General features: G+C 65.4%; 21 protein-coding genes. 15 read left to right on the top strand and 6 right to left on the bottom strand.

Going from position 1 to position 26,224, the window contains the following annotated elements; all coding sequences use genetic code 11:
• Positions 1 to 95: 95 nt before the first annotated feature.
• The 3 genes from ACW14X_RS28170 to icmF all read left to right on the top strand — a co-directional run bounded on the left by ACW14X_RS28170 (position 96) and on the right by icmF (position 5,126).
• Positions 96 to 599, top strand: coding sequence for a thioesterase family protein (locus ACW14X_RS28170; protein ID WP_457164071.1), 504 nt, complete (start codon positions 96 to 98; stop codon positions 597 to 599).
• 447 nt (positions 600 to 1,046) lie between these two features.
• The gene (locus ACW14X_RS28165; protein WP_457164070.1) at positions 1,047 to 1,781 is read left to right on the top strand and encodes an SDR family NAD(P)-dependent oxidoreductase; all 735 of its coding nucleotides are present in this window, start codon (positions 1,047 to 1,049) and stop codon (positions 1,779 to 1,781) included.
• A 123-nt stretch (positions 1,782 to 1,904) separates the two neighbouring features.
• A complete protein-coding gene (gene icmF / locus ACW14X_RS28160; protein ID WP_457164069.1) occupies positions 1,905 to 5,126 on the top strand; it encodes a fused isobutyryl-CoA mutase/GTPase IcmF in 3,222 nt (1,073 codons plus the stop codon).
• Positions 5,127 to 5,595: 469 nt separating this feature from the next.
• On the opposite strand, the gene ACW14X_RS28155 is transcribed toward icmF, so the two are convergent.
• From ACW14X_RS28155 to mobF, 6 genes are all read right to left on the bottom strand, one after another.
• Complete coding sequence (locus ACW14X_RS28155; RefSeq protein WP_457164068.1) at positions 5,596 to 6,348, bottom strand: IclR family transcriptional regulator; 753 nt, start codon at positions 6,346 to 6,348, stop codon at positions 5,596 to 5,598.
• Between the two features lie 60 nt (positions 6,349 to 6,408).
• Entirely contained in the window at positions 6,409 to 7,431 is a 1,023-nt protein-coding gene (locus tag ACW14X_RS28150) for a DUF7064 domain-containing protein (protein WP_457164067.1), read from the bottom strand.
• Complete coding sequence (locus ACW14X_RS28145; RefSeq protein WP_457164066.1) at positions 7,431 to 8,753, bottom strand: MFS transporter; 1,323 nt, start codon at positions 8,751 to 8,753, stop codon at positions 7,431 to 7,433. The genes ACW14X_RS28150 and ACW14X_RS28145 overlap by 1 nt, the downstream gene beginning before the upstream one ends.
• Positions 8,750 to 9,298: a hypothetical protein gene (locus ACW14X_RS28140; protein ID WP_457164065.1), complete on the bottom strand. Its 549-nt coding sequence runs from the start codon at positions 9,296 to 9,298 to the stop codon at positions 8,750 to 8,752. Before ACW14X_RS28140 ends, ACW14X_RS28145 begins: the two co-directional genes overlap by 4 nt.
• Complete coding sequence (locus tag ACW14X_RS28135; RefSeq protein WP_457164064.1) at positions 9,298 to 10,539, bottom strand: phosphotransferase family protein; 1,242 nt, start codon at positions 10,537 to 10,539, stop codon at positions 9,298 to 9,300. The genes ACW14X_RS28140 and ACW14X_RS28135 overlap by 1 nt, the downstream gene beginning before the upstream one ends.
• Positions 10,540 to 10,840: 301 nt before the next feature.
• On the bottom strand, positions 10,841 to 14,386 hold the full coding sequence (mobF, locus tag ACW14X_RS28130; RefSeq protein ID WP_457164063.1) for a MobF family relaxase: 3,546 nt from the start codon (positions 14,384 to 14,386) through the stop codon (positions 10,841 to 10,843).
• Positions 14,387 to 15,317: 931 nt separating this feature from the next.
• Between mobF and ACW14X_RS28125 the strand changes: the two genes are divergently transcribed.
• The 12 genes from ACW14X_RS28125 to ACW14X_RS28070 all read left to right on the top strand — a co-directional run bounded on the left by ACW14X_RS28125 (position 15,318) and on the right by ACW14X_RS28070 (position 26,101).
• On the top strand, positions 15,318 to 15,902 hold the full coding sequence (locus tag ACW14X_RS28125) for a hypothetical protein (RefSeq protein WP_457164062.1): 585 nt from the start codon (positions 15,318 to 15,320) through the stop codon (positions 15,900 to 15,902).
• Between the two features lie 113 nt (positions 15,903 to 16,015).
• Positions 16,016 to 16,852: a hypothetical protein gene (locus ACW14X_RS28120; RefSeq protein ID WP_457164061.1), complete on the top strand. Its 837-nt coding sequence runs from the start codon at positions 16,016 to 16,018 to the stop codon at positions 16,850 to 16,852.
• A gap of 28 nt (positions 16,853 to 16,880) precedes the next feature.
• Positions 16,881 to 17,546, top strand: a complete 666-nt coding sequence (locus tag ACW14X_RS28115) for an SAF domain-containing protein (RefSeq protein WP_457164060.1) — start codon at positions 16,881 to 16,883, stop codon at positions 17,544 to 17,546.
• A gap of 68 nt (positions 17,547 to 17,614) precedes the next feature.
• A complete protein-coding gene (locus ACW14X_RS28110; protein WP_457164059.1) occupies positions 17,615 to 18,313 on the top strand; it encodes a hypothetical protein in 699 nt (232 codons plus the stop codon).
• Positions 18,314 to 18,588: 275 nt separating this feature from the next.
• Positions 18,589 to 19,803, top strand: coding sequence for a CpaF family protein (locus ACW14X_RS28105; RefSeq protein WP_457164058.1), 1,215 nt, complete (start codon positions 18,589 to 18,591; stop codon positions 19,801 to 19,803).
• Positions 19,800 to 20,702 (top strand): type II secretion system F family protein, encoded by a 903-nt coding sequence (locus tag ACW14X_RS28100; protein ID WP_457164057.1) that lies wholly within the window; start codon positions 19,800 to 19,802, stop codon positions 20,700 to 20,702. The genes ACW14X_RS28105 and ACW14X_RS28100 overlap by 4 nt, the downstream gene beginning before the upstream one ends.
• The gene (locus tag ACW14X_RS28095; protein WP_457164056.1) at positions 20,699 to 21,595 is read left to right on the top strand and encodes a type II secretion system F family protein; all 897 of its coding nucleotides are present in this window, start codon (positions 20,699 to 20,701) and stop codon (positions 21,593 to 21,595) included. Before ACW14X_RS28100 ends, ACW14X_RS28095 begins: the two co-directional genes overlap by 4 nt.
• A gap of 15 nt (positions 21,596 to 21,610) precedes the next feature.
• Positions 21,611 to 21,811: a hypothetical protein gene (locus ACW14X_RS28090; RefSeq protein ID WP_457164055.1), complete on the top strand. Its 201-nt coding sequence runs from the start codon at positions 21,611 to 21,613 to the stop codon at positions 21,809 to 21,811.
• A gap of 45 nt (positions 21,812 to 21,856) precedes the next feature.
• Positions 21,857 to 22,216 (top strand): TadE/TadG family type IV pilus assembly protein, encoded by a 360-nt coding sequence (locus ACW14X_RS28085; RefSeq protein ID WP_457164054.1) that lies wholly within the window; start codon positions 21,857 to 21,859, stop codon positions 22,214 to 22,216.
• The gene (locus tag ACW14X_RS28080) at positions 22,213 to 22,650 is read left to right on the top strand and encodes a TadE/TadG family type IV pilus assembly protein (RefSeq protein ID WP_457164053.1); all 438 of its coding nucleotides are present in this window, start codon (positions 22,213 to 22,215) and stop codon (positions 22,648 to 22,650) included. Before ACW14X_RS28085 ends, ACW14X_RS28080 begins: the two co-directional genes overlap by 4 nt.
• Entirely contained in the window at positions 22,647 to 23,075 is a 429-nt protein-coding gene (locus ACW14X_RS28075) for a pilus assembly protein TadG-related protein (protein WP_457164052.1), read from the top strand. The genes ACW14X_RS28080 and ACW14X_RS28075 overlap by 4 nt, the downstream gene beginning before the upstream one ends.
• Positions 23,072 to 26,101 (top strand): LysM peptidoglycan-binding domain-containing protein, encoded by a 3,030-nt coding sequence (locus ACW14X_RS28070; protein WP_457164051.1) that lies wholly within the window; start codon positions 23,072 to 23,074, stop codon positions 26,099 to 26,101. The genes ACW14X_RS28075 and ACW14X_RS28070 overlap by 4 nt, the downstream gene beginning before the upstream one ends.
• Positions 26,102 to 26,224 lie beyond the last annotated feature (123 nt).

Here is a 26,224-nt window from a genome sequence, read left to right as displayed (position 1 = left end):
CCCACAACGCCGGGGCACGGGTCGACTGTGGGGATCGACAGTCGGCACCGTGCTCGCCGCGGCCCTGGCTGAGCGACCCGTCATACGGTGCAGGGGTGAGCACCCCCTCCCCGACCTTCGTGCAGGTGACAGAGATCCCGGCAATGCTGACCGGAACGGTGGCACCGGACTACATCGACGTCAACGGACACATGAACATCCGCCACTACCTGGAGTACGGCGCGGTCGCGGCCGACATGGTCTGTCGCGACGTGGGTATCGACGATGCCTACCGCGCCGGGCGGCGGATGGGTGTCTTCACCGTGGAGCACCACCTGCGCTACTTCAGCGAGATGCACGAGGGCGAGGAGTTCAGCGCACACACGCGGACCCTCGAACGCTCCGACAAGGCCGTCCACCTGATGACCTTCCTCCTCGACGCCAGCAACCGACGGGTCTCAAACACCCTGGAGATCCTGCTGATCCACGTCGGCATGGACACCCGACGCCCGACCCCGATGCCCCTCGACATCGCCGAAGGCTGGGATCGCCACATCAAGGAATCCGTCGGACTGGGGTGGGCGGCTCCAGTGTGTGGCGCCATGGGGATACGCCACTGACAAGGAACGAGTTCAGTGCGATTCGATGTGACGACACTGCGCGGTCCGCCGCGGACAGCAGCCCTGGAATCGGGTGGCGGTCTGCGACGCTTTCGAGAGCGTCAGTGGAGCACTCCTGACAATGTCGCGTTCGTCTGTTGGAAGGGTGCGTACGCCGATCAGCAGTTTTCACGGGTCAGGTCGTTCTCGTCGACTCGTCCCCGAGAACACTGGCGGCAAGATCCGAAAGAATGAACTGCGCACGCAGATCGGTCAACTCCCCCTCCCACGTCGCGCAGGCCGAGAGACCGCACACCGGCCCCCATTAGCCGCCAAGATTGACCGTGTGAGCCCTTCGCAAGGCACTCCACTGACCCACGACCAGGAGAAGACCACATTGATCTCCATCCCGATCCTCGTTGGCGGCAAAGCAGTCAGGGTCGCCGAATCAATTCGAATGGTGCCGCAGTGAGCGGCCGGCCGGCCGTGTTGATCACCGATGCTTCGCAACGCATCGGCGAGGCGACCGCGCGTCGCTTGGCAGCGGCCGGCAACGACCTGACAATCTCCGGACGCGACCCCGCACCGCTCTACGCCCTTGCTGCAGAACTCTCGGAGATCCATCCCGTCAGCGTCGCCGTGACTGCGGCTGACATGTTGCAGGAGGAGGACGTCACCGCCCTCGCCGCCGCACACCTCCGCTGGCACGAGCGGCTCGACGTCCTGGTACTCAACGCGGAGTTGAATGACATCGGGCCGATCTCGGACTATCCGGTGCGGCGGCTCGACAGGATGTTCACTGCCAACGTTCGTTCTGCGTATCTGCTGATTCAGGCTGTTCTGCCAGCACTCCTTGAAGCTGGCCAGACGACAGTCGGTGGCGGCAAGGTGATTGCCATCGCCTCACATAGTGAAGGCATCGGAGAGCCCCTCAACGCTGCCCATGGCGCCACCAAGTCAGCCCTCATCGCACTATGCACGACGCTTTGCGCGGAGCACTCTGCTGACGGAGTCATCGCAACTGCGGTCTACTCGGAGAATGTCGCGATCTCGAAGACGGAATCACTGCAGATCGCAGCAAGCGAGACGCTCCCGGCCGCTGACGTTGCCGAAGTGGTTCTAGGCCTCACGCGACTCTCAAAGCGGACCGTTGTACCCAGCATCTCCCTCACCCTTCCTAGGCCACATCCCAGGCAGGCCTGAGCGCGACGTACCGATTCTTCCGAGTCCCTTGTCCGCGAGTCGGTCATCTGGTTTCCCCATTTACTTGGAAGTCATACTATTCCAATACTTAGACGTCAAAGCATTTCTTAGAGAGGAGTCCTGATGACCCAGCTACACAAGCCCAGGAACCCAGTCCGCCTGATCACGGCCAGCAGTCTGTTCGACGGACACGACGCCTCGATCAACATCATGCGGCGGATCTTCCAGAGCCAGGGTTGCGAGGTCATCCACCTCGGCCACAACAGGTCAGTCGGCGAGGTCGCGGATGCCGCGATCGAGGAGGACGTCAACGGCATTGCGGTCTCCTCCTATCAGGGTGGACACGTCGAGTACTTCGAATATCTCGTGAGCATGCTCCGCGAACGGGGAGCTGGTCACATCCAGGTGGTCGGTGGCGGCGGTGGCGTCATCGTGGCCGACGAGATCGCACGCCTGCGCCGTGCGGGTGTCACCATCTTCTCGCCCGAAGACGGTCAGCGCATGGGCCTCGCCGGCATGATCAACTCAGTCGTCAGTGCCCTCGATACCGACCTTTACGCTGCGCGAGGTTCCAGGGCCGACGGCGTCCTCGCCGGCGACAGCACGGAACTCGCCCGGGCGATCACCGGGGCCGAGCAAGGGCGCCTACCCGCCGAGATGCTCGATGCGCTACGGTCCGCGGGCCGAAACGTCCCCGTCGTCGGAATCACCGGGACCGGCGGATCAGGTAAGTCCTCGCTGACCGACGAGCTCGTGCGCCGCTTGCGTAGAGACCAGCAGGACAAGCTACGTCTGGCCGTGCTCGCTATCGATCCAAGTAGGCTGCGTGGCGGCGGGGCTCTGCTCGGGGACAGAATTCGTATGAACGCGATCGATGGCGACAGCGTCTTCTACCGCTCGCTGGCAACCAGAGGCTCCCACGAGCTGCCCGAGCATCTCGACGACGTACTGGCCGTCGTCAAGGCTGGCGGCTTCGACCTGGTGATCGTGGAGACTCCGGGCATCGGACAGGGAGACGCCGGAATCGTGCCGTTCGTCGACCTGGCGATGTATGTGATGACACCAGAGTTCGGCGCGGCGAGCCAGCTCGAGAAGATCGACATGCTCGATTTCGCCAACCTCGTGGCAATCAACAAGTTCGAACGACGTGGCGCGGAGGATGCGCTGCGAGACGTGGGCCGTCAACTGATCCGCAACCGAGAGGCGTTCGGGTCACAGCCTTCCGAGATGCCGGTCTTCGGCACGTCGGCGGCGACGTTCAACGACGACGGCGTCACTGCGCTCTACCAGGAGCTCGTCAGGTTGTTGCGCCCGCTCGGGGTGCCGTTCGAGGAGGGGCGAATCGCACCCGTATCCGTACGCCACTCGAGCGGTACGCGGCAGCCGGTGCCTGCTCAGCGGGTGCGCTATCTCGCCGAGATCGCCGACACTGTCCGCGACTATCACTCGGTGACGGAGACGTTGGTCGCCGCGGCTCGGCGAGTCGACCGGCTCGATCGCGTCCAGAAAGAGCTGAGTGACGACGCTGGCTCCAGCGCATTGGGAGAGCTGCTCACCAGTGCGCGTCGCGACGTCCCGCACGAGCTGAGCGAGCAGATCGGGCGCTGGCCCGACATTGTCGCCTCGTACTCAGGCGACGAACAGGCAGTCACTGTTCGCGACAAGGAGATCGTCACGAAGCTGACCAAGGAGTCGCTCTCGGGCACGAGAGTATCGAGGGTGGCGCTCCCGCCAGATGACGAGGTCGGGAGTCTTGTCCGCTTCTGGCGTAAGGAGAATCTCCCCGGCTTCTACCCGTTCACCGCAGGTGTATTCCCGTTCAAGCGGGACAACGAGGACCCGGCCCGAATGTTCGCCGGCGAGGGCGACCCGTTCCGCACCAACCGCCGCTTCAAACTGCTCTCCGAGGGCCAGCCCGCCACCCGGCTGAGCACCGCGTTCGACTCGGTGACGCTCTACGGCCGCGACCCGGGCGAACGCCCTGACATCTACGGCAAGGTCGGCACCTCCGGCGTCTCGGTCGCGACCCTGGACGACATGAGGGCGCTCTACGACGGCTTCGACCTGACCGCCCCGTCGACCAGTGTCTCGATGACCATCAACGGCCCCGCACCCACCGTGCTCGCCTTCTTCCTCAACACCGCAATCGACCAAGAGGTCGACAAGTTTCGCGCGAAGGAGGGCCGCGAACCCTCGAGCACAGAGAGAGACCAGCTGGCTGCGTACGCCGTCGCGACGGTGCGCGGCACGGTGCAGGCCGACATCCTCAAGGAGGACCAGGGCCAGAACACCTGCCTGTTCTCCACGGAGTTCTCGCTGCGCTGCATGGCCGACATCCAGGAGTGGTTCATCGAGCAGGGGGTGCGCAACTTCTACTCGGTCTCGATCTCCGGCTATCACATCGCCGAGGCCGGGGCGAACCCCATCTCCCAGCTCGCCTTCACGCTGGCCAACGGGTTCACCTACGTCGAGTCCTACCTCGCCCGCGGGATGTCGATCGACGACTTCGCGCCCAACCTGTCCTTCTTCTTCTCCAACGGCATGGACCCCGAATACTCCGTCATCGGCCGGGTCGCCCGCCGCATCTGGGCCGTCGCGATGAAAGAGAAGTACGGCGCGAGCGAGCGCAGTCAGAAGCTGAAGTACCACATCCAGACGAGCGGGCGGTCCCTGCACGCACAGGAGATGGACTTCAACGACATCCGCACCACCCTGCAGGCGCTGATCGCGATCTACGACAACGCCCAGTCGCTGCACACCAACGCCTATGACGAGGCCGTCACCACGCCGTCCACCGAATCGGTGCGCCGGGCCCTGGCGATCCAGCTGATCATCAACCGCGAGTGGGGCCTCGCGATGAATGAGAACCCGCTCCAGGGCTCCTTCATCATCGACGAGCTCACCGACCTCGTCGAGGAGGCCGTGCTCAAGGAGTTCGACCGGATCTCCGAGCGCGGCGGCGTGCTCGGCGCGATGGAGACCGGCTACCAGCGCGGCAAGATCCAGGACGAGTCGATGCTCTACGAGCACCGCAAGCACGACGGCACCCTGCCCATCATCGGGGTCAACACCTTTCTGCGACCGAACGCGGATGAGGTTGAACCCGCTTCGGTCGATCTTGCCCGAGCAACCGAGGCGGAGAAGTCCGGACAATTGCAGCGCGTCCAGGCGTTCCACGAGAAGCACCATGACGCGGCGGGTGCGGCCCTGGCACGTCTCAAGGATGCGGCCAGCTCCGGCGAGAACGTGTTCGCTGCCTTGATGGACACCGCCCGGGTCTGCTCACTCGGGCAGATCACTGATGCCTTCTTCGAGATCGGCGGCGCCTACCGGCGGAACGTGTAGAAGCGTGAAACGGGATGTACCGACACCGGCCCAAGCCGGTGTCGGTACATCCCGTCCGGCCGATCAGTCGCATTCGAGGGTGAACGCCGAGGACGCTGACCCCGCCCGGTGGGTACGGTGGTGTGCTAAGTACTCCAAAGGCTTAAGCGCTTCAAACGAGCCGACCGCGGACACCAGCCACTGGAGGTCGGCGCCCTGAGTGACGCATCGAATGCTTTCGCTCCCGACCGAGGGCCGAACATTCAGAGTTCGACGGCACCGCGTCCTCCCGACTCGGTGCCTTGCCGGGGTAGGTCACGAGTTAAACCGCTCCCGACACCACTCAGCAATCAGGAAGTCCACGGCCGATACTCGGTTGAACAACCTGGCTGGGCACATAACTGGTCAGGCGACGGACGACGGGTTTCCTGAGACCAAAGATTCGGCGTATGCGGTGGAGATCGACCCTCCGGTTCCATTCGCCTCAGCCTCACTCAGGGATCAACTCTCCTATCAGCGGCTCGATGCGTGAAGCGGCGACGCGCATCTTCACCACCAAGCGTTGATCGAGGTTGTCGCGCAGTCGCATGGTCGGCATCGCGACGACGAGAGCTCCTACCGCTGTGCCCGACTCGTTGCGCAGGCACACAGCAACCGCCGACAGGCCGATTTCGACCTCATCCACTGCAGTGGCATATCCCAGCTCGCGGATGGCCCGCATCGAACGGAGAAACTGCCGAAACTCCTCCGATGTCATCCGGTCGTCCTGCCGCGCACGATCGGACAGATAGAGGTCCTCCAGTTCCGACGTGTCCAACTCGGCAAGCAGTACCTTTCCCCCGACCGCAGCGCGCGCCGGTGGGACATGTCCTTGTCGGCTTCCTGCCCGAAGGGGCCGCGTGGATTCCTCGCTCGCCATCACCCTGGCCAGCGTTCCCGTGCGCACCACAATGTTGACGGTCTCCCCGGTTGCGTCCGCAAGTTCTCGCATCTCCTGCCGACAAGCATCGCGAAAGCCGCGCGCCCAGCGTGCCTCTGCAGGGGGAACGCCGATGGAGGGGCCGGCTCGGTAGCGGCGAGACGCGTCCTGGACGACGAAGCCGTGAAAGATCAGGGTCGCCAGCATACGGTGAGCCGTCGACTCGGCGACCCCGATCTCTGCGGCCGCGTCCTTGAGCCGCAACTCCCCCTGATCGCGGATCGAATTGAGCAGGATCAGCGCCTTGTGTACGGACTCGACCATGTAAGTCGGCCGCTCGTTGGGGCTCCTGCGAGGCGTCGGACCGTCCATCTGCTGATGCTGTCACACGTGAACGAGCCCCGGAGGGTCGTCATAGAATCGACCGAATCGGCGATTGAGCTCAGCCATCAAGTGCGTGCGCATGACGATGCCGTACCCCTCGCGGCCATCGAGAGTCCAACGCATCATAGACAAGTGGACCAATGCACTCGGCGCCGCGATCCATGGCGCCCCAACGTCGGCGTAGGCACGCAGGTGGTACTGGCGGCCGCCAGCGTCGGTCACTTGCATGTCAAGGCTGGTGCATAGGAAGCCGGTGGACTGTGAGGTCATGGTGAGCTCGTCAGTCAGGCCGTGGACCTCACCGTCGCGCAGGACGTAGCCATGGGAGAGCGTGTTGGCGGCACGTCCCTTACGATCCGGTTCCCACGGGCAGATCATGTGAAATGCGAGATCCTCACCGAAAGTCGCGGAGATCACGTGAACCTGCTTGCCAGCCTTCATCGGGTCGCGCGGCCCCCAACTGCGGTCCATGCGCTCGATGGAGTCCACGACGAACTCGCGCCCTCTCACCTTCACCGTGCCGGTTGCTCGGCCGGTCATATCGGCATGCCCGACGTTCGGAGGAGAATCGCCCGGGTCGATGTCTGCATGGATGTCGAGAGCCCGACCAGCCTGAGGACTGTGTTCCGGATTGTGGATGTCGAACGGCGGCATCAGGTTGGTCCAGTCGACGTGGATCTCAGTTCCGTCGTCGGCGACATAGTCGATCCGGAACTTCCATGGTGCATCCACGGACTGGATACGAAGGCCCAGCGGGGACTGGATATCACTGAACGAGTCGGGGGCCGGCAGATGCGGGTTCTCCGCGTAGTGCAATAGCTCCGCCCGGGTATCGGTAGGTACCCCGCAGACGATTACCTGGTTCCACATCACGCCGAGCCCAGGTCGGACGTTGGTGTACACGAACGCGAACAGGTGGGCTTCGGGGACCACGATGGGAAACATGATCGTCTCAACCCACAGATGGTCGGCATCGGGTGGTGCCTGATACTCGAAGTGCTCTGCACCCCAATCGACAGCCATCAGGCCCTCACCTCCATCGCGGGGCGGGTAGAGCGCTCACTCGCGAGCAGACCGGCGCCTCCCAGCGCCCAGCAGGACACGAGCGTCAGGCAAACCACCGCCGTGCCGTAGAGCGCGGGGATTGCCGGCCCCCACACCCCGGCGAGAGCAGCCGCGACGATCGGGGTCGGCCCGGCAAACAGCGTGGTAGCGAGCTGCCATCCCAAAGAGAGCCCGGTGTAGCGGGTGTCGGTGCGGAACAACTCGGTGAGCAACGGAACCGTGGCGGTGACGTTGGCCGCGATCAGTGGAGCGATGACGACCATCACCGCTGCCGACACCGCAACCGATCCCTGGGTCATGAGCTGGAACGACGGATAGAGGAGGATCGAGAGAGCAACAGACGAGCACATGATCTGGGGCACACGGCCGATCCGGTCTGTGAGCGTGGCCAGTGGCACGATGCTTGCTACGTACACGACCAGGCCGACTAGCGTGACCACCACTGCGTCGCCGGCATCGTAGCCGGAGAACTCCCGGAGCGCTGAGGGTAGATAGATGAAGTACAACGCCATCAAGACTGAGTTGGTGGCAGCGATACCCAGCCCGATCAGCACAGCCGTACGGTCGCGCTTGATCGTCGTGCGCAGCGGCGAGGACTGGATCTGATCCTGCTTCCCGAGCTTGCTGAACTCAGGCGTCTCTTCGAGCTTGAGTCGAATGTAGAGCCCGATCAGACCCAGCGGAAGAGCGACGAGCAACGGGACCCGCCATCCCCAGGACTCCATCGCGGCGGTGGGCACGAACCGTGCCATCGCCAACGAAAGCGTCGCACCTACCAGCATCGCAGCACCCACCATCATGGACACGAAACCGACGTAAAACCCGCGGCGGCCGCGAGGAGCGAACTCTGCAACGACCGAGGTGGCGCCGCCGTACTCACCTCCGGCGGAGATGCCCTGGAGCAGCCGGAGAACGGTGAGCAGAATCGGTGCTGCGATCCCGATCTGTGCATAGGTCGGAAGCAACCCGATTCCTGCGGTTGCCAGGGTCATGAGGAGGATGACCCCGGCCAGCACTGGCCTGCGACCGTGCTTGTCTCCTAGCGGCGCGAACACGATGGCACCGATCGGCCGCGCCAGGAAACTGACGGCGAAGGCGCCGAAGGTGAGCAGCAGACTGACGAACGAACTTCCCGTGGGGAAGAACTGAGCAGCGATATAAGACGCCACATAGCCGTAGATAACGAAGTCGTAGTACTCGACGAACGTGCCGACGGTGGCCGCGGCGATGGCGCGCCTTCGCTGTGTGCGATCGGCAAGTTGGGCAGCCGGTGTGTTCACTGATTTACCTCCTGGTGTGAAAGGTCACGTTGAGCGGTGACGCTCGGGTAAAGGAGCTCTTCGAGGGGCGGAACGCTGCTGGGGTCCGGGTCGAACCCCTGCGGGGCAAACCACGCGCGATGCAGCTGAATCAGGTCTTTGCTGTGGCGCAACGCCAGCCTGTGCACTTCGATCGAGTCGGAGCACGCCACCGCACGGCTGATGGCCTCAGCCAAGGTGTCAGTGGTGGCCACCAATGCAACCGGGGACGGGAAGCCGCTCAGCAGCTCGCGCGCCCGTTTCAGCGGTGGGTCAAGCAGCTCAACGGCCGTCGTGTCGACATGCGCACACTTCTGCAACGCATGGGCGAGATCGATGTTGATCCGCAACTGCTGTGACCGCCGAGCGTATTCGTGCGGCGCCCGGTCGGCGTAGAAGTCGAGGATGTTCGAAGCAACCGCGGTCTGCTCAACGGCAGTGCCGCTCCCCTCCGAGATGGATGGACCAACCACCTCCCGGAGCGAGCGGGACGCCGCCATCAGTGCGTTAGCTAGCTTGTCGGGCATCAGAGCACCTCCGTAAGGTCAAGGCGAAGCTGTTCGGCCATCACGCCAGCCACCGCTTCCAAACCAGTCAGAACAACGTCCTGATGCGAGCGCCGCAGCTTTGAGACGCGATAGGCCGAGCCAGTTGCGGTGACCACCGCCTGGTAACAGTTGAGAATGCGGTAGAAGCGCAGCCTGTCCGGATCGACGGTGAGGCCAGACACCGATTCGTAGCGATCAAAGAACTCATCGGTCGGCAACAAGCCCGCCACCAAGAACTCTCTGGTTCGCTCGTCACGGTGACCGAAGGCCGGCAACGAGGTCCAGGCCAGATCGCGGTGGCGGTCGCCTAGGTGGCTTCGCTCCCAGTCGAGGATTCCCGTAATCTCGGCCCGCTCCTCGTCGAACATGAAGTTCCCGCCGCGGTAATCGCCATGCACGAGACTGACGTGATCGAGCTCGGGAAGATTGCGGGTCAACCACGATGCGGCCACGTCCAGCAGCGGGAAGTGCTCACCACGGTCCTCCTCCCAGACACGGCGTGCACGATTGACCTGCCAAAGAGCGGTCTCCGTGCTTGCCAGCGCTGGAAGATCGTAGTGGGGCAGACCACGGCTGACATCGTGCGCGTGAATCCTCGCAAGGTTGTCGACGAAGGCAGCCGCGAGCCCGGCGCGCAATTGGGGCCCGTAGTTGATTCCGATCCCCGCGATTCGGCTGGTTGCGCGGGAAGGCTTCGGAGATCCAGGAATCCATGAATAGATGAGCGCCGGCTCCGGGAACCATTCGGCATGCTCGTCGACCCATCGCACCTCGGGTACCGGCACCACGACCCGCATGGCTTCCAGAGCGCTGAACTCACGCAACCTGCTCGTAGCGTTTAGCGACTCCTGAGGCTCCATCCGGAGTACGAGGCGCTCCGTCTGACGCTCAGCGATTCCGTCGTGGCCGAACGTTTCTAGAGTGAACCCGACTTGGATCTTGGACGCTCCCCCGGTGAGCCAGCGAGGGTCGCGGACGGTATACCCACCGTCCAGTTGCTGTTCGAGCAGCAGGTCCAACGATCGCAGCAGTCGCTCGAGGTCATAGCGGACAGATGTCTGCAGCTCCGAACGGCGCATCATCTTGCGAGTCAGAACCCGGTCATACTCGGACTCTGTGGGGAACGCCTCCTGAAGTCCGGCGACGACGGCTGTCGTCGGCCGGTCACGGTCGTGCTCGGTAAGCCATGGTTGTTCGAGGGATCGCTGAATGACGGCCACGGAACCTCCTACAGTTTGGTAAGACCAAAACCGTAAGTGTGACCTCCGTCATATCCCTAGAGGATTCTGCTAGGCGGAGGATGGCACGCTCATCGCTCTTTCAACGTCTGCAGCTCGACCTGCTCCAGATCGGCGCAACCTGATCCGCTGGAGCCGTTTGACGGTCAGGCTCAACTGGCGGCGATTCGGGAGGTGTCCATGCAAACTTCTCGAGGCTATGTCTGAGCCAATCGAGCGCAATGGCCCGGCCCCGGGCAGGGCTGAGCGCGGGTGCGACACCGAAACCCGATCGGGGATCTCATCAAACTATGTTCCGAGCTGATTGGCGCACGATGGGCTGTGGACGGACGGTCTCGGACTGCGGAGAATCACCCGGCACCCGCGCAATCCCTGTTGCTCTGCGTAGAGCCGACAGGGCCTGATGGCGGTCCGAGCGCTCAGATTCGGTTTGGGCACCGGGACCGAGCGGGAGGTCGCTGGTGATGTGGTAGCGCTCACGGTAGGCTGCAACGGTCGCCACGAAGGTCATCCAAGTACGACGAGCGGCAGGGGTGCCGGGCGGTTCTCCGAGGCGGCGAAGCCAGGGCGAGACGGCGAGCACCGCTGCCTCGGCGAGTTCGTTGGCGCGGGTCTCGATGACGTCCCTGCGTTGCTCCAGCGCTTCTCTCATCTCTGTGGCCATTGGACCTTGCGCGGCCGGGATCAACCCGACGATGAAGCCCGGGGCCGATCCGGCTGAGACCTGATGCGTGCCGGCAATGCCCGTCGCAAGACGAAGGCGATGGCGCAGGACGGCTCCAACGTCTTTTGCATCGTCCAGATCACGTCGGGCGACCAAACTCGAAAACAGCCGTTCTAGGTCGTAACCACCCGCTTCGGCTCGACGCAGGGCCGCGGACAGTGCGCCGAAGGAACTGCCAATGATGACCGCCTCAGACTGAGGCTCCGTGAGTTTGGAGCGTTGGATGAGGGCTTCCCAGCGTGGGCGCTGAGCTGCCGCGGCAATGGTGTCGTACTCGTCGGCAAGCTGGGCGATCGATGTCCACGTCTCCTGCTCAGCGATGATTGTTGCGTGAGCGGAGAGTTCCGCGCTGGAGTGCTTGAGCACGCCGAAAAGGACCCTCCGGGCGTCGACGTCGCCCCCTGTCGGCGGGCCGGCGTGAGCCTCATCAGGTTGGTCCAAGGCGACGTAGGCCTTGTTCGAGTCGCGTCCTCTGGTCATCGCGACGTACAGATGCTCGCGGGCAGCCTTCGGTGTGACCACGACGTGAGCGGAGTTGACGGTGAGGCCTTGGGCGCGGTGGGCGGTGATGGCGTAACCAAGGTCGACGTGTTCGGCGACGTAGCAGGGCGGAAGGACAAGCGTGTCGCGGCGGCGTCCGTCGCGGCGATGCACGACCATGCTTTCGTCCGACCGGACGGAGTCAACTTCCCAGAGGTCTCCATTGCGTACCCAGATTCCTGTCGGAGTGCGCAGTGAGCGGTCGTTACGACGAGTGATGATCTGGTCGCCGATGGATGCCTGGGCACCTCCGGAGACCGCTACCTGACGCGAGGCCGCTACAGCCCCTCGGAGAATGCGATCGGCGCGTGCGCGCATGTTAAGTGCATGGACTAGGTCAGTCGATTCTGCGATCAGAACGGTTGCGTACCCTTCCTCAAGGTCTCGCGTCCAGGCGGCGTAAGCCGAGTTGATCATCTCTACGGTCGTGCCGCCTTCGAGGCGGTCGTGGTAGGCGTAGGCGGCGATCGAACGCGCATGGCCGGCGCGGAGGTCAAGGGAGGCAGCCTTCTCCCATTCGTGGGTGAAGCGGTGGACCTCGGTGAGCTCGGGAACGTCAGGCCGAGCATGGGCCAGCATGCCGAACGCGCCACCGGTGCTGACCGCCTGGAGCTGTGCCCAGTCCCCCACCGCGAGCACCTTCGCATCGGCATCATCAGCGAGCCCCATGATCCGGTCGAGGGTGGCTGTATCGGCTAGAGATGCCTCATCGAGGATCACGAGCTGGCCGTGTCGAAACCCGACGTGGCCGAGGTCGAACTGGGTCAACCACATCGCGGTGTTCTCGCACGGAATCCCCAGATCGTTGGCCAGTACCGCGGCTGCGGCCGCCGAGGGAGCGAGACCGACGACGCTTTGGGGGCCGTGCTGTACCTCCCAAGCAGTCCGCAGCGCGTGCATCGCGGCGGTCTTCCCTGCCCCCGCCGGACCAACGAGTACATCAAGCCTCCGGCCCGAGGTAGCGATCGTGTCGAGCGCTCCGATCTGGGCGACTGTGAGCCGATGCCCATCATGTGGACGGCCCGCGACGTGCTCAACGATGGACGCGCGCACCCGTGGAGCGCTCCGGTCCTCCGCCATGGCGATCAGACGGTCTTCAGCAGCAAGGATTGATGCGGACGAGTACACGGAAGAGTACCGTGGACGGAAGACGCTGGTGCCGTCACCGCGTCGGAACTCCGGAGGACTTGGTGCGAGCTCGCCAGGCGTGAGCAGCACCGATGCTCGCTCAGCAGCAACAACGATCTGAGCGGTGATCCTTTCGCGGTCTCCCACAGTGGCGAACCGCCAGTGCATCGTCTGACGCGACGCCTCCGCCCACATGTTCCAATGACGCCAAGTCGCACGCTTCTGGCCCACGACAGCAACCACAGCGGCACCGATCTGGTCGATGACCTCGCCCGCGATGTCCAAGGCACGCACCACCAGGACGGCATCATCGGCCATCACGGCTCCGGTCCACGCGATTGGATCCGGGCCTATCACCCGGGCTGCGCGCCGGCGCCAGTCGAAGCTCAGGTCGGCGAGAGAACGGATCTCCTTCTCGGGACGGGTCGCCAAAGTCGCCTGGGCACGCAGCCGGATCATCATGGCATCCGATGGTGGGTGCCCGTGACTGTCGACGTACGCGCCGACTAGGTGTTCGGTTGCCCGGTCGATGTCTCGCGTCCTGCTGGAGAAGGCCTCGATCAGTTGCTGCGGCACACCGACGATCTCGGCATGCGGGTACATGTTCCTACCGCGCACATGCATCTCCCAGTTGACGCCCAACATCTCGGTCATCCGGTCGGCGAGTACCGCGTCGTAGTAGGCCGAAAGTGCGGTCACGGCCTCGTGTATCGGCCGACCATCCAGGCTGCGCCAGTGACCATCGAGGACGGCCTGAACCTTGTTGGAGATCACCACGTGCGTATGAAGCTGTGGGTCACCGGCTCGAGAGTCCCAATGGTCGAAGGCTGCGGCCGCGACTCCACGTACCGCGACCTGGGCCACCGCGCCGTCCACGGCACCCACGCCCGTCCTCGTGGCCGCAATCTCCCGTTCTAGGAACGCGATGACATCGGCGATCGCCGTGTGGTGTGCCACGACGATCCCCTCCTGAATGTCGGCATCAGCGAGCCCCCACAGAACAGATACCGACTTCGGCACGCTGAACGTGAGGTCGTATCCAGCCACCGGCCGACGGCCGCCTGCTGCAATCTCCTCGACTTCGATCCGCGCCGTCTCGACCGCTCGTTCGGCAGCGCTTAGTCCGGAGTCGAGATCCTTGACTCGTTGCGCAACCCTTTCTTCGGTCGACCGGTAATCGGGGTACGCCCGTCCTAGCCTTTCGCCCGTCACTGGGTCCCTCCCGATGCCAATGAGCAGAGCGAGTTGCGCCTCGGTCACTTGAGCGCCCGGAACGATCTGACCGTCGCCGAATGCACAGAGACTCGACCCAAGCCAGCTACCGGGCGGCGTGCCCTTCTCCGCGTAATAACGGGTTAGAGGCGTCGAGAGTGAACGGTCACCGTCCGCAGCGACCACGCTGCGAAGCAGATACTTGTATCCATCGCCTGCGGACATCACTCTCATCGACACGGACACAGCACTTACCTCCCGAATGCGAGGTGCGCACCGCTGCCCCGCCTCCTCAATCTGCAAGTGTGTGACGCGTTCCGGTGTTTACGCAGGACCGGTCGCCTTCACGAACGCGTCATGGACGCCTGCCAGTCATGCCGGTCCTTGCCAAGGATGTGGGATCGATGGGTAAGTGGGTGCGGGTCGGTCGGCCTTATAGAGCCCTCGGTTTGAAGGCTGGGCCAGTCTGGCCAGGAGTGCAGTGACGAGAGTTCCTGCCGCTCGAGCTTGCCGGGCATCTACATGGCCATCAGCATTTGGCTCCAAGCTGCCCTCGTCACGGACTGCCGGAGATCGGCCAGTCATCCTAAGCGGGGAGGCCGGCGGCCTGGACGACTTCCGCAGGAGATTAGTGCGGCGCAGCGGCGGCTACAGTCCTCGTTCCTTACTCCGCGAGGTTGGCGGCCGCGTACCTATCCGGTGCGTCGATGACCGCGGACGACATCAATCTCAAGAATTTATTCGTAGGTTTCTTGTCTCGGCAACAATCGCGCGCCTGCACGACCGGAGTGTCGTGTCGACCGCATGTGAGAGAAGAATGCACCCCATGCATCGATCATGCGTGGATCCACCGCTTGACCTGCGAAAACTGGTTGCACCCCTCACGCGTGCATCACAACTGTCTACGGCGGAAAGTGTTCCACGTACATCCGCCCTGACAGGGACTGCAAGCAGAGCGAGGTGCAATCCCGCTGAGCCCGTCGGGACCCGGGGGGCGCCATGTTTCCCGTTGCGTAAAGAGTCTCAGTAGTGCCTAATGGACGGAGCGCCTGAGCCATCGACCTGCGGCTCACACTCTCGGCGCTGGACCTCGAAGGGCCACCAATCAGCTCGCCGAGGAAGGCATTCCACTGTGATCTGTCCCCGTCGATTTCTCGTGATCGCGACAGGCGTTCTGGCGCTTGCCGCTGGTACTTCGTGCGCCGGTGAAGGCCCGAGCGGTTCACCGAAGACGCCGTCGGCACCGGCGACGAGCAGCCCGGAATCGGCACAGGCTTCCGACACCGAGGCCGCCTCGAACGCCGCGACCAAGACCGTGCGCAGCTACTTCGCTGTCCTCGACGATCTCCGCCAGGGCGACAGGAAACCGTTAGGCGGTCTGCAGAGTGTCGCCACGAGCAGCCAGTTGACTGCGCAGAAGCGACTGCTCGAGAACGAGCGCTCAAAGAAGCTCCGTCAGGTCGGAGACACCGAACTCCCCGACCTCAAGGTCGAGTCGGTGAACCTGGACAACTCGGACCCTGGGGCCGGCAAAGTCCCGACCGTCGTGGTCGATGTCTGCTGGGACGTCAGCGACGCCGACCTCCTCGACGCATCCGGGGAGTCGGTCGTGAGTCCGGATCGAGTCGACGTCGGCTGGACGCGCTACACAGTCGCGAACTACGAGTACCAGAGCGACCCGTTGACGGGTTGGCGGGTCGCCTCGGGGAAGGACCTCGCGCAACCGCCATGCGATGCCTGATCCGAGCACTCATCCTGGTCTGCGTCATCGCAGGCCTAGGGGTGCTCGGCCCGGGACCGGCGAACGCCGATACCAAGTGTCAGCAGACCGATCCGTTGACTGGGGAGTGCACGTTGACGATCGAAGTCCCAGGTGGAGGCGGCGGGAGCGACACGGGCAAGCCTGCCGGGGACGATGGCCCGAAGGACACCGGCAAGGGCGCCTCGTGCTACTTCGATCCCTCCAAGCAAGGAGTGCCGGGCCAGGCCGGTCCGGTCCCGTGCCAGAGCCCCTACGGCTACTGGTCGAACGGCAACAACTGTTACATCGAGCCGGCGAAGCCACCTCCCCCGGCCGGCGACCCGGCATGGAAAGGACACGAGCCTGACGACGGAGCCGTCTACAACTGCTACCAGCCTCAGACCTCACTGCTCACGCTCATCTGGTCTCCAGCGCCACCCGAAGGAGCAGCTGCCGGCCCGTCGCCTCGCGAGGTAGCTGAGATGGCAGTCGAGAAGCTCGACCTCTCGGCCATCCAGATCGGTATCACGCCGGAGCCGGGGCCTGACCGGGTCGGGCTGGTCGGCATGCCGGTATGGATGTGGGCGAAGAAGCCCAACAGCAACACGTACGGACCGGCCACTGCGTCGGCATCAGCAGGTGGAATCACGGTGACTGCAACGGCGCGGGTGCACGAGATCACCTGGGACATGGGTGATGGCACCACCGTTGAGTGCCGCAGTGCGGGAACGCCGTACGAGGCGTCCTTCGGGAAGAAGGCGTCGCCCGACTGTGGCCACGTCTACAGGTTGTCGTCTGCCAGAGAGCCCAACGGGACGTATTCCGTGACGGCTACCTCGGCGTGGGTGATCACCTGGCAAGGGGCAGGACAGGCCGGGACGATCCGGCTGGACGGACTAAGCCGCTCCGTCGACATCGCGGTCGGGGAAGCGCAGGTGCTCGTGAAGTAGCGGGCACTCATGAGGCGGGGGTAGACACATGTCCAGAGCCACACCGGACGAAGACCGGGTCACCGGTGCTCCGCCCACGCCCCGACTCGTCCCGCCGCCCAAGCTTCGGCGCCGGCCCGTTCACATTGTCGCCACGGTCGCGGCGATCCTGATGGGCGCGGCGATCGCGGCCTGGGGATGGTCGGCCACGACCACGAGCGACTCCGTGGTGGCTGCTCGCACCACGATCCCGCGCGGCAGCGTGATCACCGCCGACGAACTGACGACGGCGCAGATCTCCGGCGACAGTGCTCTTCAGGTCGTTCCGGGTGACAGTCTGAAAGACCTCGTCGGCAAGCGTGCGGCGCTTGATATCGCGGCCGGCGGGCTGCTTACTCCCGAGATGGCAACGGAGGACAACATGCCGCCGGCCGGGCAGTCCGTCGTAGGGATCGCCCTCACCCCGGCCCAGGTGCCGGCCGTCGACCTTCGCAACGGCGACAAGGTCCGCGTGATCGCGACGACCGGCGAGGGTGGCGAGGTCGCATCTGGCACTCCGCTGGCCACAAGCGCTGAGATCCTCGGGGCGAGCACCGACGAGGTCTCGGGCAACACCGTCGTCAACCTGCTGGTCCCATACGCCGATGCGCCCGTGCTCGCCGATCGCGCGAGCACCGGGAATGTCGCTCTGGTCATCGATCCCCTGGAGCGGTGATGGTGGTCATCGCGCTCGCTTCTGCGTCCGGCTCCCCCGGCGTCTCAACGACAACGCTCGGCCTCGCGATGGCGTGGCCTCGCCCGGTACTCGTCGTCGAGGCCGACCCGACGGGCGGCTCTGCGATCATGGCCGGCTACCTCCGTGGGCACACCCAACCAGGGGCCGACCTGGTCGACCTGATGATGTCGCCGCTCGGAGTCGCCCAGGCGCTCCCCCACGTCACCGCGTCCCTTCCAGGAACAACCGTCTCGTACGTCGCAGGGACCCGCACCCACGTCCAGGCCTCCGCCCTGCGGGACCACTGGACTGGTCTTGCCGAAGCACTCGCCGACCTCGACGCGAACGGACAGGACGTCATCATCGACGCCGGCCGGCTAGGTCTGACTGGGTCACCCGAGCCATTGCTCGGCGCAGTCGATGTGACGCTCCTGGTGACGCGTACTAACCTCCCTGCCCTGGTTGCCGCCCGTTCGTGGGCCGAGTCGGTGGCCCAACCCGGCGTCGGGTGGCGGTGGCCAGGCATCCTGATCGTCGGCGAAGGAATGCCCTACACCTCGCGCGAGGTGTCCCGGCTCCTTGGCCTGCCTGTGGTGGCCGAGGTGGCGGACGACCCGGCGGGGGCGGCTGCCTTCCACCGCGGAGCTGCGCGACCGCGCCGATTCGAGACCGGTGCGTACGCCCGGTCCCTCCGTGCCGCTGCTGAGGAGATCCAGGCCGAGGTCGGCCGGTCGCAGGCGCAGGTTGCGAAGGTGGTGGCGCAATGACCGAGCAATGGGAGCCGTACCGTCCCGACGTCACCAGCCTGCCGTTGTTCGCAACGGGGCTGCGGCCCGTCGATGACCTGCCCACCTCTCTGAAGGTACACCTCCCCGCCACTCCCCCAGGTATCAATGGGCAACCGACCCCGGCGTCGAAGGACCTGGACTGGGCCGTTGTTTCCTCTCTGCGGTCACAAGCATCCGAACAGCTCTCCCAGGCAGTCGCGGCCGAGTCGCAGCCCTTGGACCGACGCACCCAGGAGGAGCTCGGACGATCGATCGTGCTCGAACTGATCGAGACAGCGGCTGCAGAGGCGGTCAACGATGGTGATTCGTCCTGGACTCTCATCCGCCAGCAGGACGTGGCACGTGCTGTGTTCGACTCGCTCTTCCGCCTCGGCCGGCTCCAGCCCCTCGTCGATGACGACCGCGTGGAGAACATCATCATCTGCGGATACGACAACGTCACCCTCGACCTCGTCGACGGGTCACAAGTTCCCGGCCCATCTGTCGCTGACTCCGACCAGGAGCTCATCGACTTCCTCGTCTTCCTGGCCTCACGCAGCGAGGTCAACGCGCGTGGCTTCTCCGAAGCCCAGCCGAAGCTTCACCTGCGCCTCGACGACGGATCCCGGCTCGCCGCCGCGGCCTGGGTCATGCCTCGCCCTTCCGTGGTGATCCGGCGACACCGACTCATGGAGGTGACCCTCGAGGACCTCGTGCGCCGCGACATGCTCACTCCCATAGCCGCCTCGTTCCTCCAGGCAGCCGTCCGCGCTCGGAAGTCGATCGTCGTCTCCGGAGCGCAAGGGGCAGGTAAGACCACCCTGGTCCGTGCGCTCTGTGCCGAGATCGACCCAGCCGAGGCGATCGGGACCTTCGAGACCGAATACGAACTGCACCTTCACCAGCTGCCTGACCGGCATCGGATTGTGCACCCCTGGGAAGCACGACCCGGGTCCGGCGAACGTGGGCCCGACGGCCGGCAGGCGGGTGAGTTCACTCTCGATGAAGCATTGGTCGACTCCTTCCGATTCAACCTCTCGAGGCAGATCGTCGGTGAGGTCCGCGGCAAGGAGATCTGGGCGATGATCAAGGCAATGGAGTCCGGCACCGGCTCGATCTCCACCACCCACGCCTCGGATGCCGTCGCAGCCGTGCGCAAGCTCGTCACCTGCGCCATGGAGGCCGGCGCCCACGTCACCCAGGAGCTCGCCACCTCGAAGCTCGCGGCAACCGTCGACCTGATCGTCCACCTCTCTCTGCACAGCGAAACCACCGACACCGGCTCCCAGCGCACGCGAAAGGTCGCCGAGATCATCGCCTTGACACCCGGCGAGCGGGAGAACGGCTACGCGACCACGCACGTGTTCACGCCCGATCGAGACGGGACCGCCATCCCGTCCGTGCTTCCCGACGAGTACAGGACCCTCGTCAGGCACGGATTCGATGTGGGTGGCTACCTCGCAGCGCAGCGGCCAGGAGAACGATCATGACGATCCAGCTCATGATCGCTGCGCTCAGCGGCGGGCTCGTCGCTGGTGGACTCGCCAAGCTGATCCCAGAGCTGCGCGGCGTCGAAGTCACCGATCGCCCGCGCCGACGTCACTTTCGAGTCCCGGCCATGTCGCGGCGTACGCGATTCCTTGCCCTCACAGGACTCGGGCTCGGACTCATCGGGGGGCTGGTGACCGGCTGGCCACTCGCCATGGTCATCGCACCGGCCGCGGCGGTGGGCCTCCCCTACCTTCTCTCCGCACCCGATGCCAAGGAGCGAATCGAACGCCTCGAAGCACTGGAGGAGTGGACCCGGTCGCTCTCCGGCGTGCTTACCGTCGGTATCGGTCTGGAACAGGCGCTGATCACCACGCTCCGCTCAACCCCGGAACCGATCTCCGACGAGGTCGCTCTCTTGGTCGCCCGGCTCCGGGCACGCTGGTCGACCGAGGACGCCATCCGCGCATTCGCCGACGACCTCGACGATGCCACCGGCGACCTGGTCGCAGGCAACCTCATCCTCGCCGCACGACGCCGGGGCGCCGGCCTGGCCAACGTGCTCGACGGCCTGGCCGAGTCGGTCGCGGCCGACGTACGCGCCCGGCGCCAGGTCGAAGCAGACCGCGCGAAACCACGCGCAACCGCTCGTTGGGTCACCATCATCAGTGCCGTCGTGCTGGTCGTGCTCGGGCTCACCGGCTCCTACATAGCGCCGTACGGAAGCCCGCTCGGGCAAGTGATTCTCGCCGTGCTTCTGACGGCGTACGTCGCCACCCTGCTGTGGATGCGCCGCATGGCCGAGGGACACAGGCTCCCGCGCATCATCGGCGCCTCCGAGAAAAGCTCTCCGCCGGCGGAACCCGCGATGCTCCGGCCGGTCCCGGGAGGCCAGTCGTGACGACCCTCATGCTCATGATGCTTGCCGGCGGACTGATGGGGTTCGGGGCTGCGATGCTTGTCATCTGGTTCATCCCGGCCGAGCCCGACCTGGCAGATGCGGTGAGGCGTCTCGCGCCCGCGCAGCGCCGAGAGCCCGACACGGGCGTTGGCACCCGATCAGGCAAGGAACGCCTAGGCGTCTGGGCGATGCGTACGCTCCCGGTCGGCGTCTGGGCACGTACCCCGACGCGTGAGCTCGCCCTCCTGCGAGTACCTCTAGCCCGGTTCTACGGAGACAAGATCGTCTACGCCGCGCTGGGCTTCGTCATCCCGATCGGGCTCGCGGCCTTCCTCGCGCTGCTCGGACTCGGGCTGCCGTTCCCGATACCGGTCATCGCCTGCATCGCCCTGGCCATCGTGATGTTCTTCGTGCCCAACTACAACGCGATCGACGACGCCAAGAAGGCGCGCCTCGAGTTCAACCGCGCGCTCGGGGCATACATCGACCTCGTCGCTCTCGAACGGACCAACGGGGCCGGCGTACGCCAGGCCATGGAAACTGCCGCCGGCGTCGGGGACTCCTGGGTCTTCACACGCATCGCCGAAGAGCTCAACCGATCCCGCTGGTCCGGACTACCGCCCTGGGACGCACTGCACACCTTGGCAACGGAGCTCGGCCTGCCCGACCTCGACGACTTCGCCGACATCATGCGCCTCTCCGGCGAGGAAGGAACCGCCACGTACGCCACCCTCCGCGCCCGCTCAGCGGCGATGCGCACCGCGATGCTGAACGACGAACTGACCGAAGCCAACGCCATCGGCGAACGCATGTCCATCCCGGGCTCCCTGCTCGGGGTGATCTTCATGGCGATCTTGCTCGCCCCATCGCTCCTCCGGATGATCCCCGGCTGAAAGGACAACCACCTCATGCTCCGCATCTACACGACCTTCACCGTCGCTTGGTTCGCACTCGGCGAGCGGCTGCTCCGCCCGCCCGGCCGCAGGGACGAGCGCGGCTCGGTCACCGTCGAGAACGTCCTCTGGGCCGTCGCCGTGATCGCGATCGTGGCCATCGTGGTCGCCGCGATCCGCGCCTATGTCACAAGCGAGTCAGGCAAGCTCAGGTAGGCCGCGATGTCGAGGCGAGGACCAGCGCGAGACGAGCGCGGTGCGGTGTCGATCGAGATGGTCGTACTGTTGCCGGCGCTCTTCGTCGTGATGTTCCTCGGTATGCAGGCCGCCCTCTACTACCACGCGCGCACGATCGCCATCGCGGCTGCGCAGGAAGGAGCTCGAGCTGCCGGCGCCACCGGAGCGACGTCCGGTGACGGCACCGCAGCGGCGTACGCCTACCTCGCTGACGCCGGTGACTCCCTCGAGTCCTCCAAGGCATCGACCGAGCGAACTGCGACGACGGCAACGGTCACCGTCCGCGGTCACGCTCTGTCGGTGATCCCTGGTTGGCGACCGGTCATCCAGCAACGCGCACGCGCCGAGGTCGAGCGCCTGACCGCACCGGTTGAGACACGATGACCACTCGAACGCGCGACGAGCGCGGTTCCGCGGCGATCGAAGCGGCGATCGGACTTCCTGCCTTCATCCTCTTCGTCGGGCTGATCATTGCCGGCGGACGCCTTGCCCTCGCCGACCAGGCGCTGCAGTCGGCTGCTGCTGACGCCGCACGAGCCGCGTCGATCGCTCGAAGCGCCAGCGAAGCGGACACCTCGGCAGGACGCGAAGCGGCGGCCAGCCTGAACAACCAGAAGCTCGACTGCCGCAGCATCCAGGTCGTCGTCGACACCAGCGGGTTCCACGTCCCAACCGGGCAGCCAGCCGACGTCACCGTCACCCTGTCCTGCCGCGTCGACCTGGCCGATCTCTCGGTCCCCGGCGTGCCCGGAAGCCGCCTGATACGGGCATCGATGACCAGCCCGATCGACACCTGGCGCGAAAGGGGCCTCCCATGAGAACGCCCTCGCCTCGCCACGACGAACGCGGCTCAGTAACCGTCTGGATGGTTACCGCAGCGTTCGCGATGAGCATCCTTGTCGGCCTCGCTGTCGATCTCGGCGGCCAGGCGCACGCCCAGCAACGAACTCACGACCTCGCCGCCCAAGCCGCACGAACCGGCGCCGAGGAAGTCCTGGCTGCACCCGCGATCGAGGGCAGGTATGCCGCCATCGACACCGCTGCGGCCGGACGAGCAGCACACGCGTACCTGGCTCGGGCAGGAGTCACCGGGACGGTGCGAGTCCGTGGCAACCACATTCAGGTGCGAGCCACGGACAGCTACAGCACTCGGTTCCTCGGCATCATCGGTATCCACTCCGTGCGGGTCCACGGAGACGCCGAAGCCGAGCTCGTGCGCAGCCTCGACGGGGTGGAGCGATGATCGCGATGCGAGTCCGCGGCCTTATTGCCTGCCTCGCCATCCTGGTTCTCCTCGTAGGTGCACCCGTCGCAATGCTCCGCCTCGGCGCTATCCCGAACCTTGATGGCTTCGCGTGGCGTGACCTCCTTCGCCAAGACAATGGCACTCTTGCGCTCCAGGTCATCACGGCCGCCGCTTGGGTCGCCTGGGCCTGGTTCACCACCGCCATCCTGCTCGAGGTAGCGGCCCAGCTTCGCGGACTCCGAACCCCACGCTTCCCCGTCCTTCCCCAAGCGACCGCCGGGCGGCTCGTCGGAGCGGCTATCGCCCTGTTCATCGCGGTACCCATCGCTGCGCCCGCCTCGACACCTGCACCCGCCGCGGCCGCACCGCCACCACCCGAGCCGCAACGGCCGACTCCGGCAGTGGCGCCGGTCGAGGCCGCCCCTGCCAGGTCGACAAGCCATTCGGCCGACCGGACCCCGACCATCACGTACACGGTGACGCGGGGCGACAGCTTGTGGCGGATCGCCGAGAGGCATCTAGGGTCCGGCACTCGATTCACCGAGATCATCGACCTCAACCCAGAGTCCCTGAGCGGAGACGCGGACTTCCTCCCGATCGGGCTGGTGCTGCGCCTCCCCGCGCCGCCGACCGCGGACAAAGACGAGGACAACGAGGCGTACGTCGTGCGCCCAGGCGACACCCTCGCCGACATCGCCGAGAAGGAACTGCATGACGAAGACCGCTACGGTGACATCTTCGAGGCCTCGCGAACGACGATCCAGCCGGACGGAACTCAGCTCACCGATCCCGACATCATCCGCCCCGGCTGGACGCTCACCATCCCCGGCCCAGAATCACCGAAGGTAGGCCCCAGGCCGACAGCTCCGCCAGAGCAGGATGGCCGGCCTCAACACCCTGCGCCGCCCAGCGGACACCGGGATCCCGTGCCGATGACACCGGCACCAGCCCCAACGGTTGACGCTCCGGACACAACACCGGAGCGCCTTGAGGAGGAGTCTGGAGACGAGCCGGACTCCTCGCCGGCATGGCTTGTCCCTGGCCTCGTAGGTGCTGGGGCAGTCTTGGCCGGCGGCCTGATGCTGGTCCTACGCCGGCACCACCGATCGCGACGTCGCTACCGCCTTCCGGGTTATGAGATCACCCCGCCGCCAGCCGAGCTCCGTCCCATCGAGAAGACCATCCGCGCCGAAGGCACGAGCACGGCCGCGCTCATCGAACGTCTCGACGCCGTGCTGCACATGCTTCCTCGAGAGGAGCATCCCCGACTGGTCGCGGCCGAGCTCGGCGACAACCGGATCAGGCTTCACCTCGCTGAGCCAGTGACGCTCCCCCATCCGTGGACCGGCGGCCCAACTGTTTGGACTGCGCCCGCCGACGCCGAGTCTCCGGACGGCAGCCGCATTGCGCCGTATCCCCTCCTCGCCTCCATCGGTCAAACCGACGATGGCCACCTCTGGCTCCTTAACCTCGAGGAACTGGGCGTCATCAACTTGACCGGTCATCGCGAACACGCGGACGCGCTCGTACGTCACCTCGCGGCCGAGCTAACCGTCACCCCGTGGTCGATGCTCGTCCAGGTGGACACCCACGGCATCGCCGGCGAACTTGCACGCATCGATCCTGATCGCCTCCGCCACCATGAAGAGACCGACTTCCTCGCGGACATCACCGCAGAGCTGGACACTGGTGGACGGCTCCCGGGCTTCGATCCTGACCGCTACCGAGCCGTTCTCCTGGCCAAGGACTCGGTCGCTGGCCGTACCGTCCCCGAAGCGATCGCCACCGACGCCGAGCGCACCGGTGCCGCGGTGATCATCCTCGACGCGCTCCCCGACCTCGACGCCGCAGCAATCACCGTCACCCGCGACGGCCACCTCAGCGTGTCCCATCCAGCACTCCAAGACGTACGCATCCGCGCCGCGGGCCTCACATCAGACGAAGCCATAGCGTGCGCCGCGATCGTCGAGGTCACCCGCGAAGCCGAGAAGTGCCCCATGCCCAGGGCACAGTCCGCGACCCACGGCATGGAGGCATTCATCGACGCCGCCGGCGCTCTACGCCCGGAGTACGTATCCCAACGCCCGTCCTCGGATCTGGAGCCAGCCGGTCAGTCCTCGCTACTTCCCGAGCCGACCAAAACGTACGTCGCCCAGTGCGCGACCACCAGTGAGGACGTGCGGGAGTTGGCCCCCATCGTCGACGCCGCAGCTCGTGAAGCCGTCAGTGCTCTGGACCCAACCCTCGACCATGACATCGCCGAGTGGCACTCCCCCGAGTCTCGCCTGCCCAAGCTCACACTCCTCGGCCCCGTCCACCTACGTGCACACGGCTCGGTGCCACCTGCTCGTCGACCCTACTTCGCCGAACTTCTGGCGTACCTCGTGCTCCACCCCGACGGCGTACGCACGGCCGAGTACCTCGAAGCCATCGGCGTCAGCCGCAGCCGTCTCACGATCGATCTGGGGAAACTGCGCAATTGGCTAGGCAAGAACCCACGCACCGGCAAGAGCCACCTCCAAGACGCGCGCAGGACCCCCGCGTCCAAACGTCTCGGCTACCCCGCCTACCAAGCCGAAGACATCCTCGTTGACCTCGATCTCTTCCGCCGGCTCCGTGCCAGAGGCGAGTCACGTGGAGCTGACGGAATCACCGACCTTCACCAGGCCCTCCGCCTCATCACGGGTGAGCCTTTCACGCAGATGCGCGAACGCGGCTGGTCCTGGCTCCTCGACGGCCAGCGCCACGACCACATCGCAGTGTCGATGATCGTCGACACTGCACACCTCGTCGTCAACCGTGCCCTGGCAGAACATGCCTATGAGTCCGCCCGCGAAGCCGCTCAGATCGCGATGAGGGCCGCGCCGTACGACGACGTCCCCCGGCTCGACCATGCCCGTGTGCTGGCCGCGACCGGACACCAGGGCCTCGCCGAACAGCAGCTCGGCGAGGACATCTTCAACCGTGATGACGGAGATGGTCCAACCGAGCCCCCGCAGCGATCCAAGCGAGTGGCCGGGTAAGGCGGCCGACACCCCACGTTGGATCCTCGAGGTTGCCCAAAGATCGAGTCCAGCAACTGCCCGAGTCTTGCGGTCGCCGACCCACCAACGCGCACGTGGTGGGCCAGCGACCCGTTCATGAGG

This window comes from Nocardioides sp. YJ-D4 (genome assembly GCF_054031495.1).
Note: the sequence above shows the minus strand (reverse complement) of the source record. Positions and strands in the feature narration are given on the sequence as shown.